The following is an 18076-nucleotide window of genomic DNA, read 5'->3' on the forward strand; positions in this document are numbered from 1 at the left end:
ATTCAAACTGCTTTGATCAGTTTTATTTTTATCCTTGGATTTTTTAGAGAAATCCCTGCTTTACAATTACCGGCTGCCTCAAGTTTTATGTTACTGCTTTCTATTTTGACTATGATAGTTGGTGCAGTGGTTTTTTGGCTACGTGAATGGGCAACTCCAGCTGTTCTGGCTACAATAATTTTGTTCAATATATTTTCAAATTCTAATTTTCTAAACAGGCCTCACTCTGCTTTTGGAATGGATTATGAGACAGAGCCTGCAGCTTACAAACTTGAAGCTATTACTCAAACACTTAAGGCTGAAAACCTGGAAGAAGACCGAAACAATACGTTGCAAATCCTTGAAAATTGGAGGTCAAAATTTCCTGAAGACAAAAAACCAAAAATGATTTTTGTGACTACCAGTGGAGGAGGACAACGTGCTGCACTTTGGACTTTAAGGGTGCTTCAGGAGGCAGAACTTGTTAGCGAAGGACAACTTACCAAGCATACTCAATTGATAACCGGGGCTTCGGGAGGTATCATAGGTGCTGCTTTTTTTAGAGAACTCTACCTTCAAAGTCATTTTGTCGAAAATATTAATTTAAATGATGGGAAATACCTAAATCAAATCTCATCTGATAACCTTAATCCCATCATTTTTACTTTGTTGGTAAATGACCTTTTGATAAGGAACCAATACTTTACATATAATGACAGGAGATATCTAAAAGATAGAGGGTATTCCTTTGAGTCACAGTTGAACCTTAACACCAAAAGAGTTTTGGATAAACCCTTGTCAGCCTACATAGAATCAGAGCAGCAGTCCTTGATTCCCATGCTCTTGATTACTCCACTCATTACCAATGACGGTAGGAAGCTCTATATATCTCCCTCGCCCGTGTCTTATATGGGGATTTCTCCAAGCAAGTCAGAAGGTTGGGATGAGAAAAGCCAGGGTGTTGATTTTCAACGTTTCTTTTCAGAAAATGATCCTGGAGGATTGAGATTTATTTCTGCTTTGAGAATGGGTGCAACCTTTCCTTTTATCACTCCTAATATCCAACTTCCATCCAAGCCAAGGATGGAAGTTATGGACTCTGGTTTGTCTGATAATTTTGGGATTCAGGATGCCTTGAAATTCATCCATGTATTTAATGATTGGATTGAGGAAAATACTTCAGGAGTATTATTATTGACCATTAGAGATTCAGAAAAGTTTGCTGAAATAGAAGAAAAACAGCCACTGACCATCATGCAGAAGCTATTCACCCCTCTTAAGAATATCTACATCAATTGGGATAATGTGCAGACGCTTCATAATGAGGTTTCTTTTACGAGAATGAATGAATCAGTGAAATTTCCAATAGAGAGAATAGAATTTGAATATTCTACTTTACAATACCTCAAAGAAAGAGGTCTTGCAGATCAAGAAGGAGCTTTTGACCCCGAAACCCAAGAGATTTTGCGCGCATCACTTAATTGGAGACTGACTGCAAGAGAAAAGAAATCCATTATAGATAACATCAATAGCCCTTATAATCAAAGATCTTTAAATCGGCTTAAGAATTATGAATTTTTGAAGTAATCTTTCCAGAAGCGGCATGTAATTGAGTAATCGTTTAATGGATTAACTGATGAACAAGCATATGACAATTCCTAACCTTTTATTTTTTGATAAAAGTTAAAATGGTTAAATGTTAAAATTTGGGGTTGTCATTGGTACAGAGTCCGGCCTTTTTCTACGGTATTTCCACCCTATTTCAATTTATTTCTACAGGATTTCTATTGTATTTCCATCAGATATCAACCTTATCTCAATCATGTATCTCAACTTCCTCTTCAAATTTTTCCAAAGCTGACGGTTTACCTACTACATAGACAACATCGCCTAATTTAAGCTTGTCGTCTCCTGAAATTTCAGAAATAGTTCTGCTTCCACGCTTGATAGCAACAATATTAACCCCAAGCTTTTCCCTTATTCCAGCCTCTTTAAGTGGGATATTGATTAGGTTTCCAAAATCTCTTTCCACTTTAACTCCCACAAAATTGATTGCTGGAAGGTCAAACTTCACCTTGCTGGCTGTACTTTCACTACCAAGTCTAAACATTTCGTAATTATGTGAACGTACTTCCTCAGTGAATTCCTCAATATCATGTCGAGGGATAAGGTATTTGGTTAAAACCCTGTTGAAAATTTCTATGGAAGTTTCAAACTCTTCAGGAACCACCTCATTGGCTCCCAATTTGTGATTTTCCTCCATTTCGTTGACATACCTCGTCCTCACTATGATATAAGGGTTTGAGGTAATATGGCGAATGGCAGTAATGATTCTTTTGGTAGCTTCCGCATCTGAGATTGCAATCACAGCTACCCTTGCCTTGTTGATATTGACATGTTCTAAAACAGCTTCATTGGCGGCATCCCCAAACATGATAGGTTCTCCCTTGAGACCCTCTTCTTTAACCGTAATGGCATTCATCTCAATGATTGAGTAAGGGATACTTGCTGCCTTTGCTGCGCGTGAAAGATTACGTCCATTGAGTCCATACCCTATGATTACCAAATGGTCTTTCATTTCTTTTTCGACAAACGCCTGGTCTGGCTGTGATTGTTTGTTTTTGTTGAGCCTTCTCTTCAACCTCTGGGGTAATGGTATCACCAAAAGTTTCCGTGTCAGGTCTTCTCTTGATTTAAGCACAAATGGTGTGACTGCCATTGTAAGAATGGAAACGGCCAGGAAATACTGGTAAGTTTCAGGGTCCAAAAGCTCAAATTTCAAACCTTCTTTTGCCAGTAAAAGAGAAAATTCACCTACTTGGAAAATCGAAAACCCAACGATAAATGCATCCTTGGTTTTTTGCCCTATTGCCTTTACAGAGACGAAGATCGTTCCAAACTTTACAACAAAGGTTAGAATGGTTAGTCCCAAAATCACCAGTATGTTGCTGAACAAAAAGGTGATATCGAATAACATCCCCACTGAGACAAAGAAAAAACTTAAAAAAACTTCTCTGAAAGGGAGTATTTTCCCCGTTGCATGATGGCTGTAATCTGATTCTGAAATAATCAAACCGGCCAAAAAAGCACCAAGACCCAGAGAAAGTCCAAGTAGACTTGTTAAATAAGCAACTGCAAAACAGATTACTATAATAGACAGTAAAAACAATTCTTCGTTTCTTGTTTTTGCGATCCTAAATAGGAGTGTTGGAATTATATATTTTGCAGAAACCAAGGTCAATATTACTACTCCTGTTCCTTTGGCTGCCATCAAAAATAATGACCAGGCAATATTATCTGACTCACCTGCCAGCATTGGTGTGAAGAGCATTAATGGGACAATAACGATATCCTGAAATATCAGTATCGCCAATGTGGTGCGACCCGAAATTGAATTAACCTGACCTGCTTCCTGTAATAATTTGAGTACAATGGCAGTACTGGAAAGTGAAAAAAGGAAACCTATAAATACAGCTACCTCCCAATCGAAACCCAAAAAGTAGGATATTAATGTGGTAATGAAGATGGTAATGGAAACCTGTAGTGCTCCTCCGATAAAAACAGCCTTTTTGATTGCCATTAAGCTTTTTAAGGAAAATTCCATTCCTATTACAAAAAGCAATAGAATTACACCTATTTCAGAGAGTATATCTACAGTAGTAGACGCAGCGACTAAAGAAAGTCCATAGGGCCCTGCCAAAGCACCTGTAAAAAGAAAGCCTATTATAGTAGGAATCTTGAACCTCATGAAAACCAAAATCACCAAAGTAGCCAGACCAAAGATCAATACAATGTCCGACAGCATGGGGATTTCCATGGAAGTTAAAATGAACTCAAGCATATAAATTTTCAGGTTAAAGTCGTTTGAAACAACTCTAAAAATACAATTAAAAAATTAAAAATTCCTTTACCATATTCAGGATGCTCATTGTCAGGAATAAAAAATACTTTACCAATCGGAATTTATTCAACCAGAAGTTTGTGAATCGATCAATACTTGAATTATATCTTTACTTCCACCTTTCCAATATTTAGCTTTTCCAAGTTATTGTGGAGGAATCCAGTTAAATTATATTAAGTTGTCAATCAGTATTTTAGGATGCCTGATCATATCAGTCAAACCTGATTTATGTAATCATTAATTAAAAACTTAATTTTTTGTTACGTCTCTTTGTAAAACACTAGTACGCCAACCCAAGCTTTTTGTAAATAAAATGCATTAACCAGGCGGGGCCAATCATCAAAAATTGTAAGTCCTTTAAAAATGAAGGCTTTTTTCCTTCAATCTTATGTCCATAAAATTGAAAAATCCAAGCTAGAATAAATATAAAAATGCTGATGGCCCATAAAGGTATAGGTGAAATTAGTGTAATGAAATTAGCCAAGGCCAGGCAAATGGCAGAAAAGAAAAACATTCCTAAGGCCAATGGTGGGGATAGTGAAACATAATAAAAGAGAACAACTATAAGTGTAATGGTTGCCCAGTTGGCAAAGCTCCCCAAAAAAGGAAGTACATTACTAATCAGATCCGAGGGGATACTGAAAATAAGTCCAACAATGCTGAAAAATATAGCAGGTACACAAATCCAATGTATGGTTTTATTTGTTTCATTTTGATGGCTAAGACCATATTCATATAACAATTCATCAATCTTTCTCATGGCTATCTTGGTGGTTTTTGTTGGATTATCTGTTTGAATTTAATAAATAGGCATGAATTATTATTCAATAAATCGTCATAATGTTAAGTTTTTGGGAAAAGAGGAGTTTTATCAAGTACGATCTTGTGATAATAGGTGCCGGAATCGTCGGTCTTTCCACAGCTATTCAATTTAAAAAAGATAATCCCCAAGCTTCTGTTTTGGTATTGGAAAAGGGAGTGTTTCCCAGCGGTGCCAGTACTCGAAATGCGGGATTTGCGTGTTTTGGGAGCTTGACTGAGATTATAGATGACCTCAAGTCTCTCCCTGTACAGGAGGTAAAAGAGCTGGTGGAAAAACGCCATCGTGGTTTGAGAGCGATCAGGTCAATTTTTGGAGATCAGGCTTTAGGGTACCAAGAAAATGGTGGATTAGAATTGATTAGTTCTAAGGAGGAGAAATACCTGGAGAGAATCGAGTATATCAATACCTTGCTCTTTCCGGTTTTTGATGATGATGTTTTCGAAGTTGAGAATCAACATGAGAAATACGGTTTTTCTGCTAAAGTAAAAGCTGTAGTGAGAAATAAATTCGAAGGCGAGTTGGATTCCGGTAAATTTCTAAATGTACTGTGGGAAACATGTCAGGTTTTTAAAATCAAAATTCTTACTGGTGCATACGTAAAAGAAATAGATCAGGAAAATAAGACCGTAACTGTGAAAGACCCAAGCCATGATTCTTTCATTAGTTTTGAAGCATTGAAAATAGCGGTATGTACCAATGCCTTTACAAGTCAGCTGCTTAAAGGGATAGATTTACAACCTGGGAGGGGGATGGTCATGGTTTCCAGTCCCTTGGTCAAAACTATTCCATGGAAAGGAGCTTTTCATTATGATATGGGGTATGTTTACTTTAGGAATATTGAAAACAGGCTTTTGATAGGAGGGGGTCGAAACCAAGACTTTGATACTGAAAAAACACTGGATCAAGGCATTAATCCCAAGTTAAAGACCTATTTGCTCGACCTTGTCCATGAGGTTATATTACCTGGACAAAAAGTTGAAATAGAACAGGAATGGTCAGGTGTAATGGCTTTTGGGCCAAATAAAAAACCTGTAATAAAACTGGTTTCCGAAGATGTAGGTGTCGCTGTAAGGCTAGGAGGAATGGGGGTAGCCATTGGTTGGCAGACTGCATCCGAGCTGGTAAAAATGCTGCAAAGGCAATGATTTTATAAAATTTTATTAATTTCAATTTTCCATAATTTTCAAAATTGATAAATGGCAGTAAGTCGCAAAGAACCCACAGTACTGGAAGCACTCTTTCCAATATTATTTTTGATAGTCCTTTTGGTAGTCAATATTTTTGTCTTCGGGACTGATGGTCTGTTAGGATCTAATCAGATGGTTTTGGTGATTTCTTCCGGTGTGGCAGGCTTGGTGGCAATTTTCCGCTTGAAAATAAAATGGGGAGCTTTGCAGGATGGAATTGTCCACAGTATCAGTGCAGCGATGTCAAGTATACTTATACTATTACTCATTGGAGCATTGGCTGGTACTTGGTTATTGAGCGGTATAGTTCCAGCCATGATTTATTATGGCTTACAGATATTAAACCCTACAATATTTCTAATTGCAGCTTGTATTGTCAGCGCTATTGTATCTATAGCAACAGGTAGCAGCTGGACGACAGTAGCCACAGTAGGAGTGGCATTGTTGGGTATTGGGAAGGCTCTTGGTTTTGGAGAGGGTATAATTGCTGGAGCAGTACTTTCCGGAGCTTATTTTGGCGATAAAATGTCCCCGCTTTCGGATACAACTAACCTAGCTCCGGCTATGGCTGGTACAGACCTTTTTACGCACATAAGGCATATGACCAAGACTACGATACCTTCTATTTTGATTACGCTGGTAATATTTGGAGTGATCGGGTTTACTACAGGTGCACAGGGTTCCGTTGGGCAGGTGAAAGAAATCTCAACAGTAATTTTGGAACAATTCAACATCAATGGCTGGCTGTTTTTAGTGCCAGTTTTGGTAATATTGATGATAGTTAAAAAAGTTCCGGCAGTTCCGGCGCTTTTGGCAGGAGCTTTATTGGGTGGAGTATTTGCTATTATTTTCCAGCCTGGAGTTATCCAGACTATTGCTAATGAAGAAGGTGTATCGTTTCTGTATATGTCATATAAAGCTGTGATGATGTCATTATATGGAGAAATAAGTATCACCACTTCTAATGCTGTTGTCAATGAATTGTTGGTCACCGGAGGTATGGCTGGCATGTTGAATACAATATGGCTGATAGTGTGTGCAATGATTTTTGGGGGTATTATGGAGGAAAGTGGTATGCTGAGGGTGCTTGCAGAGGCGATAATTGAAAAAGTTCATTCTGTGGGTTCTTTGATTGCTTCTACCGCTGCGACCTGTGTGTTTTTCAATGTTACTACGTCAGACCAATATCTGGCGATTTTGGTTCCTGGAAGGATGTATGCAGACATTTATAAGAAAAGAGGGCTTAAAGGGGAAAATCTTAGCCGGACTTTGGAGGATAGTGCTACTGTAACATCGGTATTGATTCCTTGGAATACCTGCGGGGCAACTCAGGCTTCTGTATTGGGTGTGGCTACCCTGACTTATGCACCATATTGTTTTTTCAATATCATATCCCCTTTTATGACCATACTTTTCGGGTATCTAAAGCTAGGTATCAATTATTACAATGAAGAAGAAATGGAAGAAATCAGAAAAGAATTGGCAGTATGATCCAAAAAAAAATCAGTAAAGAAGAAGTAAATGAGCTTCCTCTAGGCCAATTTGAAGGGGAAATAATTTTGGTGGAAACAGATGAGCAAATTCAGGAAGCTGCGGATGAGCTCAGTCGTCACTCCCTGATTGGATTTGACACAGAAACTAGACCTTCCTTTAGAAAGGGGGTACAATATCAAGTGTCCTTATTGCAATTGGCGACATCAGAGGTAGCTTACCTTTTTCGTTTACATCAAATTGGATTGCCACTTTCTATTAAGCGGATTCTCGAAAGTAAAAGAATAGTCAAGATCGGAGCAGCTGTTTTGGATGACTTGAGAGGTCTTAAAAAAATTTCTGTAGGTTTTCAACCCAATAGTTTTTTTGACTTGAATGATGAATTAAAAAAAGTCGGTTTTCATAACGTTGGAGTCAGGAATCTCTCTGCGATGGTGTTGGAAGTGAGAATTTCTAAATCAGAGCAGGTTTCAAATTGGGAGGCACCGGAATTGACAGAGAAACAAATGCTCTATGCTGCCACAGATGCATGGGTCTGCTTGGAAGTTTACAAAAAACTTCAATACCAGGGGTATTTGGATGATTTATTCAATAAATAAAAAACTCAATCAAAAATCTTTACATGACCTAACGCGGATAGAAGCTCGAATTTTTCCAATATTCGCTTGAAGTCACTTTCTCTGATTTCTATTTCCATAGAGCACTTTAAAGCCAACTCCTGATTTTTGATTTCAAGATCATGCTCCTTAATGATCCTCATAATTTCATTCATTTCAGGATATTCGAACTCCAGAGAAATCTGCTTGCGCACAATTTTTTCGATTATTTCGGAATGTTGAATGGCTTCTGCAGCAGCACTTTTATAAGCGTTGATAAGACCACTCACGCCCAGCTTTGTACCTCCAAAATACCGAACTACGACTATTAATATGTCTGTTAGATTAGCAGATCTTATTTGGCCCAAAATGGGGTCACCAGCGGAGTGGTTGGGCTCACCATCATCATTTGCGCGGAAGACTTCCATTTCCCGTCCCAGCATATATGCGTAACAGTAATGTCGGGCATCATAATATTTTTTCCGAAGCTCTTCAAGGCGGGTTTTGACTTCGTCTTCATCTTGAACAGGGTAAGAATAAGCCAAAAACTTACTTCCTTTTTCCTTATAGAAACCTTCCGATGGTTTCTCTATAGTGAGGTACGTATCCTTCAAATTAGGTGTTGGTCTCGTGAATATGGAAATTAAATTGCTCAAAAATAATAAAATCCCTGACCATGGGGTGCTTTTGGACCAATAACTTAAATTAGCCGAATGAATACCTCAGATACAAAACCTTGCATTGTAACATTAGAACATAAACCTGGTGAAAAGGGAAATATTACTTTTTTTGAAAGTGAACAACTGAAGACTTTTTTACCAAAAAGATTTTTCTGGCTATCCAATATCCCTGAAGGAAGTTTTAGAGGGATACATGCCCATAAGTTGGAAAACCAGGTTTTGATTTGCCTTAAAGGAGAGGTTAAAATATCCCTTGAAAGTATTTCTGGGGAGAATTTTGAGTTTAATTTGGAAAAAGAAAGCCAAGGCCTACTGGTACCTAGTATGCATTGGCAAAAAATAGAATTTGGCAAAGACGCTATCTTGCTCGTAATGGCTGACCGTGAATTCTCAGAAGAAGACTATATTAGAGATAAAAATATTTTTGATGAACTCCGTAACCAACACTGACAGCTCCTATCATTTCGCATTCCAGGAATTGGATGGAAAGGAAAGGGATTTCTTTTTATCCGGATTAAAAACAGTTGACGATGCCATCTACTACCAAGCTCAACTTTTAAAAAAAAGAAATATCAAAGCTGAAGTTCAGGTAGCCTTGTATCCGGATGGCCGGGCGGTATCAATTCCTAAAGCGCCATTCGGTGGCTTTTGGGTTTATACTGAGGTCAACTCTGAAGTCATTGTTTCTTTTTTAAATGCCTGGATTATTTTTTTGAAGGAAAAGGGAGCTAAGGAGATAATACTTACCCAGGCACCTTGTGTGTATATGCCATATACGGATAGGGTGGAATACTTTCTTCAAAAAAGAGGCTTTGAGTTACTCCATATTCTCAATCATCAGTTTTATGAAGGGAAAAAAAGGATGAAGTCTGAGCTAAAGCTATTGTTGTCAAAATACAGTCGGAAAGTAAAGACCGAAAACCTAAAAGTAAGTATTGGGAAAATTCAAAATTTCAACTTTTTGAATGAAATCCGCCTATGGAATCAGGCAAGAGGGTATCAAATTACCTTTGATGAAAATCAACTTTTAGCCCAAGTATCTACCTTCCCAGAGCGCTATTTTGTCATTTCTGTAATGCAAGAAGATACCTGTATAGGGCATGCTTTGGCTGTGAAGTTAACTTCTAATAGTCTCTATTATTTTCTATCAGCCATAGATCCCGCCACAAAAATAAAATTAGCAGGTGAACTCATAATGGTCAATCTATTAAAATTGGCAGTAGAACAGAAAGTAGCATTTCTAGACCTTGGATCATCTGAGGTAAAGGGGGAAGCGAATCACTCTTTGATATATTTCAAGTCAAAATTTTCCAATAGTTCAAGAAATAAAATCACTTGGAGGTTAAAGTTTTGAAAACAGCAGAAAAACCATTGGTATCAATTATTTGCACCTCTTTTAATCATGAGGAATTTATTGTTGAAGCACTAAGATCTATTCAGGAGCAAACTTATGTCCCCATAGAGGTAATTTTGATTGATAATGGAAGTAAGGATAGTTCGCAGAAATTACTTCAAGATTGGCAGAAAAATGCTTCAAAAAATTTAGAAGTCAAGTCTATTATTAGAAGCCAAACAATCAATTATTGCAAAAGCTTCAATGAAGGATTTAACCTTTGTAATGGGAAGTATTTTTTGGATTTTTCGACAGACGATTTCCTACTGCCTGAACATGTTTCTAATTGTGTGGAAAAACTGGAAGCTAATCCTACCTCTTCAGCGGTTTTTTCGGATGCCTATATTATAAGTCAAAATAAAAAAAAGAGTTTTTATGCAAGGTCAAGGCAAGGGGATCTCAAAATACCAGTGGCTGAGGGTTGGGTTTATGAAAAGGTAGTGGCCTCACATCATATTCTTTCATCTACAATGATGATAAGATCAGCATATTTTGAAGACCTAGGCAGATATGACGAATCTTTGGCATATGAGGATTTTGATATTATAGTACGTATGGCGAGGAAATATCCCATTGTTTTTTCGAATCATCTAGGAGTGAAAAAAAATGAGCATCCTGCATCTTTCTCAAGGGAGCAATATCGAGCCAAAACTTCCAGGATGTTGCCTTCTACATTACTGGTATGTCAAAAAATTTTTGAAATGAACAAATCTGCAAGTGAAAATAAAGCCTTAATGAAACGCGTATTTTATGAGTGGAGACAGGCTTTGATTTCTTCTAACTTTAAGGTGGCTTTTGGATTTTTGGAGCTTTCAGAAAAGTTATCTGCAAAAGGAGGTCTTCATTTATTATATAGTTATTGGACAAAATCTCAATTGGACTTATCCATGTTCTTTCCTAACAGAAAATAATTATTTCTTATCCTACGATCACCTCAACCATACTTTCATTCCGTAAATATTTCTTACCAATTCCTTGGATTTCCCTTGGATCAAAGTTCTTGATATATTCTAGTTGTCTTTCATAAAAACTGAAATCCAATCCGGCCTGATGGATACTTTTGAATCTTGAGATAAGCTCAAAAGAGGAACTGAAGTTAGATAACAAGTTGCCTATTAGGTAATTCCTGACTTTTTCTACTTCATCATTTGGGATTTCCTCCTGACATAGGATTTCGATTTCTTTATAAATTTCTTCAATGACTGTATCGGAGTGTTCTTTAATTACATCAGCCATTACTATCCAATAATCTGCGTTTTTGAGGCTTCCTATACTACTGTGAATTCCATAGGTATGACCTTTGTCTTCTCTTATATTCTTGATCAAGCGGCTACCAAAATATCCTCCTAAAAATACATTGAAAACCCATAAGCCAAAATACTCAGGATGCGTTTTGGGAATCAGATGACAGCCAATTCTAAGACTGGACTGTAAAGCGTTTTCTTTACTTTCTTTCACTCTTGATTTTCTCTGATTGATGAAGTCAGGGTTTTGGCTTTCAACTTTTATAATTGGTAAATTCCCCAAAGTTTCACAAACTAAATCAACTTCCTCATCAGTAAGGTCTCCTGCAAGAAAAACTTCAGGGTTCACCCATAACTTATCTGCATAAAAGGAAAGTAAATCTTCTCTGCTGATGGCTTCCACATCTTGTTCTTCCGCAATTTGGCCGAAAGGGTGTGAATCCCCAAAAAGCTGCTGTCTAAAAAGATTACTTGCCCTATTTCCATTTTGTTCTTTTTGGATGCTGATGCTGAGTGCTTTTTGGGACTTTCGTTTGGCTAATTCCTTTTCCGGAAAAATAGCTTCAGTCATTAATTCCCTGAAAACAGGAAGTACCGTAGCGAAATGTTTTTTTGTTGTCAACAGGCCTAGGCCATTGTGTTCAAAATTACTGATTACCTCTACTTCCGAAGCATAAGTGTCAAAAAAGTTATCCAGGTCAGTACTGCTTTTGGATAAAGTTCCTTCCAGTAGCAGGTGAAGTGTGAAATAAGAAACCAATTTTTTATCCTCCATGCCGGTGACCCTATTAGAGTCAGCATTTATTTCCAGTTTGACAGCTCCGATTTCGGGAGTGGGTATAAAATACAAATGGACTCCGTTTTTAAGAGTCCTTTTGATAGGTGAGGGGAATGTAATCTGCTCTGGAATCTGAAAACCCGGAGCAATGGTCCTGTCTAAAATCATCTAGTAGGGATATTGTATGTGAGTGAAATTCTTAAAGTCTCTGCTAAAGGATGGTTTTGAATCTGAGGAACTAGATAAGAGAAATCAAAGGCCATGGTTTCCTTGTAGAGAAAGCCTACACCCATGGTAAAGTATCTTCTTCCTCCTTTATTTGGGTTTTCATAAAAATAACCGGATCTAAGGGCAAAGACATTGTTGTAATTGTATTCCATTCCAAAGGACAACATGAGTTCCTGCATTTCTTCTCTAAATCCATCAGGAGCATCAATAAATGATCCGAATATCCCCGAAAGTAATGGTCTGTTTGGATCGAGTCCCCTTAAAATTTCAGGGTTTCCATCAGGGTCAGTTATGATAACACCATTCTCTGTTCTGTAAATGGGTGGCGAAGGAACCAATAGCTTGTTGATGTCAAAAGCGAAAGTAATCGAATTAAAGTCATTGAAATTGACTTTATATGCTGTACCTACCCTTAGGTTGGTAGGAATAAAGTCTAAATCCTCAGCACTGTTATAAGTAATTTTAGGTCCTATGTTGGTGATGGTCGCACCCCAGGAAAATGTTCCTGTTTTATCACCAGGAAATACCTCCTTGGTATAATATAGACCAACATCAGTTCCTACGCTTATGCCTGGCCTGCTTTCTGCTCCCGCTGCTGAGGTGATATTTCCAGAAAGGTTGGAGTGAATAAACCTGGCTGAAATCCCCAATCCAAGATTTTCTGAGAGTTTTCTCGAATAAGTACCTCCTATGGCTAGATCTCTCGGTGTAAATTCACCAAGAGGATTTCCGAGACCATCAGTCAATTCTATATCTCCCATATTGAAGTATCGAATATCAAATCCCCACGCTGATACATCATCTATTCTTTTATAACCAGTGAGGTAAGAAATAAACATATCATTTACCAATCTTCCCAACCAAGGAGAATAGGAAAGTGAGAAACCCATGTCATTGTCAATAAAGGAAAGCTTTCCAGCATTCCAATGGGCTGAGAATGCATCTGGGCTTGTGGCTACACCTGCATCTCCCATAGCCGAATGCCTGCTATCAGGAGCAAAATTCAGAAATGGTACTGCCGTAGTGATGACTCTTCTTTCGGGATCCTGTCCCGAAATGATGGGTGAGTTTTGAGCCATTGCACTCAAGGATATCATGTAAATACATGAAAAAATAATCGATGAGAGTACTGCTGAAGACGATATTTTCATTGAATAATAATTTTTCCGCTTTTTTGATCCGAAGTTCCGTCTTTTTCTGAATCAAGTGTTACCTCGTAAATATAAACTCCTTTTATGGGATAATTGATTTTGTCATGGAAAAAAAACCATTCCAGATCATCCAAAACAGGTCTAGCTTCCACATAACGTTTGGTGGTAGAATATATTTCACTTCCTATTACAGAATAAATTCTAAGACTGAGTTGGAGATTCTCTCCCGGTCTATTATGGTGTATCCTGAATGTACTTTGTCTATTTGCAGGGTTTGGATAAGCAATATTTTCCAGAATTTGGATATTTGAAATACCTCTAACTTCCAAATTTGTTTCGAAGGTAGAAGAGTTTCCCACATTATCCCAAGCCACAAAAGAAATTTGATTTTCACCCTCTACTAAATCTTTTAAAACTGTTAGTATTAAACCTTCCTTAAAACTGCCATCAAGTGCTTCATATTGCCTGTTTAGTACTGTTGTATTTTCTCCGTTTATGGTTAGTGTAATGTCCTGTCCAATTCCTGCTGAAGAAATATTGATTCCACTTTCATCACTAAGCAGGATTTTGACAGGCACTTGGCTACTATTGATTGGTTTTGGATTTTCCTCTAAGTCTTCACCAAAAAGTATTTTAATTTTTGGACCTTCTTTATCAAGAGAAAGGTCTTCGTTACTGCCTCCAATCGGTAAGTTTATAGCGCCTAAGGCTTCCTCCTTTCCATCTTGCATCGTGCTAAATAACCTGAGAGTTCCGAGGCCAAGAGAATAGTCTATTTGAGTAGGAACAAATATCTCTGATGTGAATTCGCCGTTTATTACCTCTCCCATGCCCCTAAAAATCAGTGCTGATTGTTCTTTGAATTCCACCGGACTGCTTTCGTCCCCTAAAGTTTTTTGTGTCAAAGCTTTGTCATAAAGGCTAATATCGTAAGTTCCATTCATACTGCTCATCGTGGAACCTGAAATAGGATCTAGGACTTTTCCTTTGACTTGAACAGCCATTTGAGCTTGAAGGGTGTCTACTGTTGTTTCCATCCCAAGATTGAAAATGTTATCAACAGTATTTTCTAAATTAGGTACAGCTAATTTCATTGAAGGATCCCCTATCAATGAAAAATTTCGGTTAAATGGGCCATTGAGGCTGTTGTTTTTGGTATGCTTAAATATGCTACCTAGGTCTCTTGCTTCACCATTTTCTTTAACAAATACATTTTCAATGAATGCTTGGTTCAACCTGAAATTTACACTGCTGAATACGGGCCTTCCCGTTGTCAATAGTCCAATTGCACCTTTTCTTGCGGCAAAAAGTAACTCCTCCGCTCCTGAACGTATGAATGGGCTGTCTTGCCTTCCGAACTCACATGTAGCAGTCACAAATAATGGTAAATATGGGTTGTCAGGGAAATCAGCCAGATCACTTACCGAAAAAACACGCTCTTCCGTCAAGGTGGTTTCGTTTCCATGTCCAATATAGTTGAATAGGAGTAGGCCTTCTTCAAGACTTTCTTTTAATGCTTCTTGGGCTTCAGGAGAGGTCTGAATTCCTCCATTGCGTATTTGTTCGTACCTATCCAGGTATAGCTTTTTTATTTCAAATTCAGGGTAATTGTTAAGTAAATGGGTGGCATGAGATTCAGCATCGTTCAGGTGAATGTTATTGTCTCCATCATCCGCAAAAAAGGCTAGGTTTCTTTTCCATTTTCCGGGTAAGTTTCCAGGAGTTTCGTATGCGATAATTTTATCAATTGCTACTTGGGCTTCCATAGTAGTAATGGCAGGGATTCGTCCAACGCCAATATCTAAGATCTCATCTCCTTCTGAATTTTCTTCCCAGACTCCTTTCCCTGTTTCCAAAAAGCCAAAAAAATCGTCTGAACTATATGTTGTCAATGGGTTTAGACTGTTTCTGCTAGTGTAAGTGGGTACGAGATTTGGTCTTCCACCTAATTTTGATTTGTGGTCAAAAGTCCCTTTCCCTAGAAAAAGAATATTCTTTATACCTGAAGATTGCTGAAAATGGAAGGCAAGAAAATTTCTAATAGCCGAAATATCTCTGCTGCCATACCCAAAAGCATCATAAGTTTCTTGGGGTGTAATTACAGTTGTGCTGATACCAAGGTTTTGCTTGTGTGCAGCTAGCCTTTTTGCCTGATTTACAAATTGTGGAGCCGAAATAATGATCAGAGAACTGTTAATGTTTTCGGTCCGCGCTTTGAGATTTGCAGGCTTAAAACCTGAAATTATTGGGGTATTCAATTTTTCGAATATTATAATTTTATCCCCTGCCTGGATTTTTGCTTGACTTGATACGATACTAGTTACACCTCTTTTATCGATGAGCCAGTTGGTTTTACCCAGAGAGGCCAGAAAAGTCGAATTCTCTTTTGTATTGATGTACTTGCCTATGGGTAAGTCGTTTGATGGATATGGAACAGCCAAGAGAGCATAGTCTAAAAACCCCACGCCATTGATGTCCGCTGTTGAGTATGTGCCATTTATGTTTAACCTGCCACCAGGATTTGAAAGAAATGAAATGAAGTGCTGTTCCCTTCCTTTGATACTGTAGATGCCATTTGGAATAGCGGAGACTTCCACACTGCCCAAAGACTGACCTGAAGCAGTAAACTCAAAAGTAGAAGATGAAAGGGATTGAGCCATGACCTTGGCTTGAAATTGCGCAGCTCCATTGTTTCCCGGAGGGATATCTATCTGCATTTCTATTCTACCTGAATTGCTTATTGGGTTGGAGTACCATTGTCTACCCGAACTGAGTATATTGTTACTTTCCCACTTTTTGACAAATACCTGAAATAAAGATGCAGAGCTGTTGTTCTGTATCTGTCCGGATTTTTCTTCAATTCGATTGCCTGCTCGTTTAGGTCCTATTAAATAAAATAATGTGTCAGCATAACTGTGATGGGTATATTTGAAACTGCCTTCCTTAAATTCAGTAAGGTTAGGACCCGTTGCATAAAAAAAAATGCTACTTTCATCAATGAATACTGGTATTTCATTCAATTGCAGTATACTGCTATCCAATGCCTGAGGTAGCATGCCATGGTGACCGAAGATGGAGATTTCTTCCATATTGGAAAAACCTAATGTAGAAAGAACGCTGGATGGTATTTGATAAACACCTTCTTCAGAAATGGGGAATTTATAATAAACATTTTCCTGTTGAGCGACCATCGGGAATGACAAGGTGCAAAACAAGAATTTAAAAAGAAATTTTATCCAATATTGAGGATGATATTTATGCATTTTTAGAACTCAAACCCTCCAAGACTGACAGCACAATATAGGAAATAATCACCAAGGGTATACCTGCCAAACCTAGCGTGACAATGCAGATCAAACCGATTAAAAGTGTCAGGTACCTAAAGACATTTTCTTTGACTGCAAATGACTTGAATTTCAATGCAATTAAGGGTATTTCCGCAACAAGTAAAAGAGACATCACAATACTCAAAGCAATAAGTGATTCAGGCCGGCTTATAATAGCACCAATAGAGTCGAATTTTTGGATAAAAAAGGGCAATGTACTGATCAAAAGAGCATTTGCTGGAGTAGGAACTCCAATGAACCTATCCGTCTGCCGGGTGTCAACATTGAATTTAGCAAGTCTCAGGGCTGAAAATACCCCAACTACCAATGTGATGTAGGGTAAGAATACAGCAGAGGAATTTTCTGCTACCATTTGAAATAGAATAAAAGATGGCAATACGCCAAAAGTTACCAAATCTGCCAGGGAATCTAGTTGTTTGCCAATTTCTGAATGCACCTTCAATATTCGGGCAACAAAACCATCAAGAAAATCGAACAATGCCGCAATAAAAATAAGGTAGGCACCCCATTCTATTTTTCCATTCAAGACAAATACAATTCCCATCATTCCACTCAATAGATTGAGAGAGGTGAGTGCGTTGGGGATGTGTTTTTTGATATTCAAAACCGGGCTCTTTTTCCTACAAAAGGATTGTTCTCTTTTTCATAACCTATGGTAGTCATAGGTCCATGTCCGGGATATACCTTGGTGTCTTCTGGCAGGGCGAACATTTCTTTTTTGATAGCATCCAGTAAAGTCTGATGATCACCACCTGGGAGGTCCGTTCGTCCGATACTTCCCTGAAAAAGTGTATCACCCCCTATACATATTTTTGAATCTTCGTGGTAAAACACCAAATGACCCGGTGCATGTCCCGGGACGAAAAGCAATTTAATTACCTCCTTACCCAATAACAGGTCTTTTTGTTCATCCAAATAATCAGTTACCTCTGCTTCCTCATAAGCGGGGAATCCATAATTTGAGGCATAAGTAATTACTGATTTCAATACAGGCAATTCTTTTTTATGAATTAGAAAAGGCACATTATATTTTCTTTTGACAAAGGCATTACCCAAAACATGGTCAATATGACAATGCGTATTAATAAGCATAGTCACTTGAAGATTTTCTTGTTCTATGAAGTTCGTCAATTCATTTTTTTCATGATTCTCATAACAGCCAGGATCCAAAATAATTGCTTCTTTCTCGTCATTATAAAGCACATAGGTATTTTCCTGAAAAGGATTGAAAGTAAAAGTTTTTAATTGCAGCATACTGAAATTTGATATTAGACTCAA

The 18076-nt window shown here is 37.9% G+C and carries 15 protein-coding genes; 7 read left to right on the plus strand and 8 right to left on the minus strand.

Annotated features, from left to right (window positions below; translation table 11 throughout):
• Window positions 1-1566 (plus strand): patatin-like phospholipase family protein (locus EA341_RS01765; RefSeq protein ID WP_293010961.1); only part of this gene is annotated, 1566 nt, incomplete at its 5' end.
• Window positions 1567-1795: 229 nt separating this feature from the next.
• On the opposite strand, the gene EA341_RS01770 is transcribed toward EA341_RS01765, so the two are convergent.
• Together EA341_RS01770 and EA341_RS01775 are read right to left on the minus strand one after the other, a co-directional pair.
• A complete protein-coding gene (locus EA341_RS01770) occupies window positions 1796-3820 on the minus strand; it encodes a cation:proton antiporter (protein WP_293010962.1) in 2025 nt (674 codons plus the stop codon).
• Window positions 3821-4160: 340 nt separating this feature from the next.
• Window positions 4161-4640, minus strand: coding sequence for a DUF962 domain-containing protein (locus tag EA341_RS01775; protein WP_293010963.1), 480 nt, complete (start codon window positions 4638-4640; stop codon window positions 4161-4163).
• Between the two features lie 80 nt (window positions 4641-4720).
• Between EA341_RS01775 and EA341_RS01780 the strand changes: the two genes are divergently transcribed.
• From EA341_RS01780 to EA341_RS01790, 3 genes are read left to right on the plus strand one after another with little or no spacing between them, the layout of a single operon-like run.
• A complete protein-coding gene (locus EA341_RS01780; protein WP_293010964.1) occupies window positions 4721-5848 on the plus strand; it encodes an FAD-binding oxidoreductase in 1128 nt (375 codons plus the stop codon).
• Between the two features lie 51 nt (window positions 5849-5899).
• A complete protein-coding gene (gene nhaC / locus EA341_RS01785) occupies window positions 5900-7381 on the plus strand; it encodes a Na+/H+ antiporter NhaC (RefSeq protein WP_293010965.1) in 1482 nt (493 codons plus the stop codon).
• Entirely contained in the window at window positions 7378-7980 is a 603-nt protein-coding gene (locus tag EA341_RS01790; RefSeq protein ID WP_293010966.1) for a 3'-5' exonuclease, read from the plus strand. Before nhaC ends, EA341_RS01790 begins: the two co-directional genes overlap by 4 nt.
• A 5-nt stretch (window positions 7981-7985) precedes the next feature.
• On the opposite strand, the gene EA341_RS01795 is transcribed toward EA341_RS01790, so the two are convergent.
• On the minus strand, window positions 7986-8591 hold the full coding sequence (locus EA341_RS01795; RefSeq protein WP_293010967.1) for a YigZ family protein: 606 nt from the start codon (window positions 8589-8591) through the stop codon (window positions 7986-7988).
• Window positions 8592-8690: 99 nt separating this feature from the next.
• Here EA341_RS01795 and EA341_RS01800 point away from each other — a divergent pair, with 99 nt between their 5' ends.
• The 3 genes from EA341_RS01800 to EA341_RS01810 are packed head-to-tail and all read left to right on the plus strand — an operon-like array spanning window position 8691 to window position 10961.
• A complete protein-coding gene (locus EA341_RS01800) occupies window positions 8691-9107 on the plus strand; it encodes an FdtA/QdtA family cupin domain-containing protein (protein WP_293010968.1) in 417 nt (138 codons plus the stop codon).
• The gene (locus EA341_RS01805; RefSeq protein ID WP_293010969.1) at window positions 9085-10011 is read left to right on the plus strand and encodes a hypothetical protein; all 927 of its coding nucleotides are present in this window, start codon (window positions 9085-9087) and stop codon (window positions 10009-10011) included. Before EA341_RS01800 ends, EA341_RS01805 begins: the two co-directional genes overlap by 23 nt.
• On the plus strand, window positions 10008-10961 hold the full coding sequence (locus EA341_RS01810; RefSeq protein ID WP_293010970.1) for a glycosyltransferase: 954 nt from the start codon (window positions 10008-10010) through the stop codon (window positions 10959-10961). Before EA341_RS01805 ends, EA341_RS01810 begins: the two co-directional genes overlap by 4 nt.
• Window positions 10962-10968: 7 nt before the next feature.
• On the opposite strand, the gene EA341_RS01815 is transcribed toward EA341_RS01810, so the two are convergent.
• From EA341_RS01815 to EA341_RS01835, 5 genes are read right to left on the minus strand one after another with little or no spacing between them, the layout of a single operon-like run.
• On the minus strand, window positions 10969-12240 hold the full coding sequence (locus tag EA341_RS01815; RefSeq protein ID WP_293010971.1) for a pitrilysin family protein: 1272 nt from the start codon (window positions 12238-12240) through the stop codon (window positions 10969-10971).
• The gene (porV, locus tag EA341_RS01820) at window positions 12237-13451 is read right to left on the minus strand and encodes a type IX secretion system outer membrane channel protein PorV (RefSeq protein ID WP_293010972.1); all 1215 of its coding nucleotides are present in this window, start codon (window positions 13449-13451) and stop codon (window positions 12237-12239) included. Before porV ends, EA341_RS01815 begins: the two co-directional genes overlap by 4 nt.
• Window positions 13448-16654 carry a type IX secretion system sortase PorU gene (gene porU / locus EA341_RS01825; protein WP_293010973.1) on the minus strand — a complete coding sequence of 1069 codons (3207 nt, stop codon included), beginning with the start codon at window positions 16652-16654 and terminating at the stop codon, window positions 13448-13450. The genes porV and porU overlap by 4 nt, the downstream gene beginning before the upstream one ends.
• Window positions 16655-16706: 52 nt before the next feature.
• Window positions 16707-17402: a CDP-diacylglycerol--serine O-phosphatidyltransferase gene (gene pssA / locus EA341_RS01830; protein WP_293010974.1), complete on the minus strand. Its 696-nt coding sequence runs from the start codon at window positions 17400-17402 to the stop codon at window positions 16707-16709.
• Window positions 17399-18052 (minus strand): MBL fold metallo-hydrolase, encoded by a 654-nt coding sequence (locus tag EA341_RS01835; RefSeq protein ID WP_293010975.1) that lies wholly within the window; start codon window positions 18050-18052, stop codon window positions 17399-17401. The genes pssA and EA341_RS01835 overlap by 4 nt, the downstream gene beginning before the upstream one ends.
• Window positions 18053-18076: the final 24 nt, after the last annotated feature.

It is taken from the genome of Mongoliibacter sp. (genome assembly GCF_007692705.1).
In the GTDB taxonomy this organism is placed as follows: Bacteria; Bacteroidota; Bacteroidia; order Cytophagales; family Cyclobacteriaceae; genus Mongoliibacter.

Excerpts from the sequence above, each read along its gene's own strand:
- EA341_RS01780 (WP_293010964.1), top strand. The coding sequence starts at position 4,721 with ATGTTAAGTTTTTGGGAAAAGAGGAGTTTTATCAAGTACGATCTTGTG.
- porV (WP_293010972.1), bottom strand. The coding sequence starts at position 13,451 with ATGAAAATATCGTCTTCAGCAGTACTCTCATCGATTATTTTTTCATGT.
- EA341_RS01775 (WP_293010963.1), bottom strand. The coding sequence starts at position 4,640 with ATGAGAAAGATTGATGAATTGTTATATGAATATGGTCTTAGCCATCAA.
- EA341_RS01790 (WP_293010966.1), top strand. The coding sequence starts at position 7,378 with ATGATCCAAAAAAAAATCAGTAAAGAAGAAGTAAATGAGCTTCCTCTA.
- nhaC (WP_293010965.1), top strand. The coding sequence starts at position 5,900 with ATGGCAGTAAGTCGCAAAGAACCCACAGTACTGGAAGCACTCTTTCCA.
- EA341_RS01800 (WP_293010968.1), top strand. The coding sequence starts at position 8,691 with ATGAATACCTCAGATACAAAACCTTGCATTGTAACATTAGAACATAAA.
- EA341_RS01815 (WP_293010971.1), bottom strand. The coding sequence starts at position 12,240 with ATGATTTTAGACAGGACCATTGCTCCGGGTTTTCAGATTCCAGAGCAG.
- EA341_RS01770 (WP_293010962.1), bottom strand. The coding sequence starts at position 3,820 with ATGCTTGAGTTCATTTTAACTTCCATGGAAATCCCCATGCTGTCGGAC.
- EA341_RS01835 (WP_293010975.1), bottom strand. The coding sequence starts at position 18,052 with ATGCTGCAATTAAAAACTTTTACTTTCAATCCTTTTCAGGAAAATACC.
- EA341_RS01805 (WP_293010969.1), top strand. The coding sequence starts at position 9,085 with ATGAACTCCGTAACCAACACTGACAGCTCCTATCATTTCGCATTCCAG.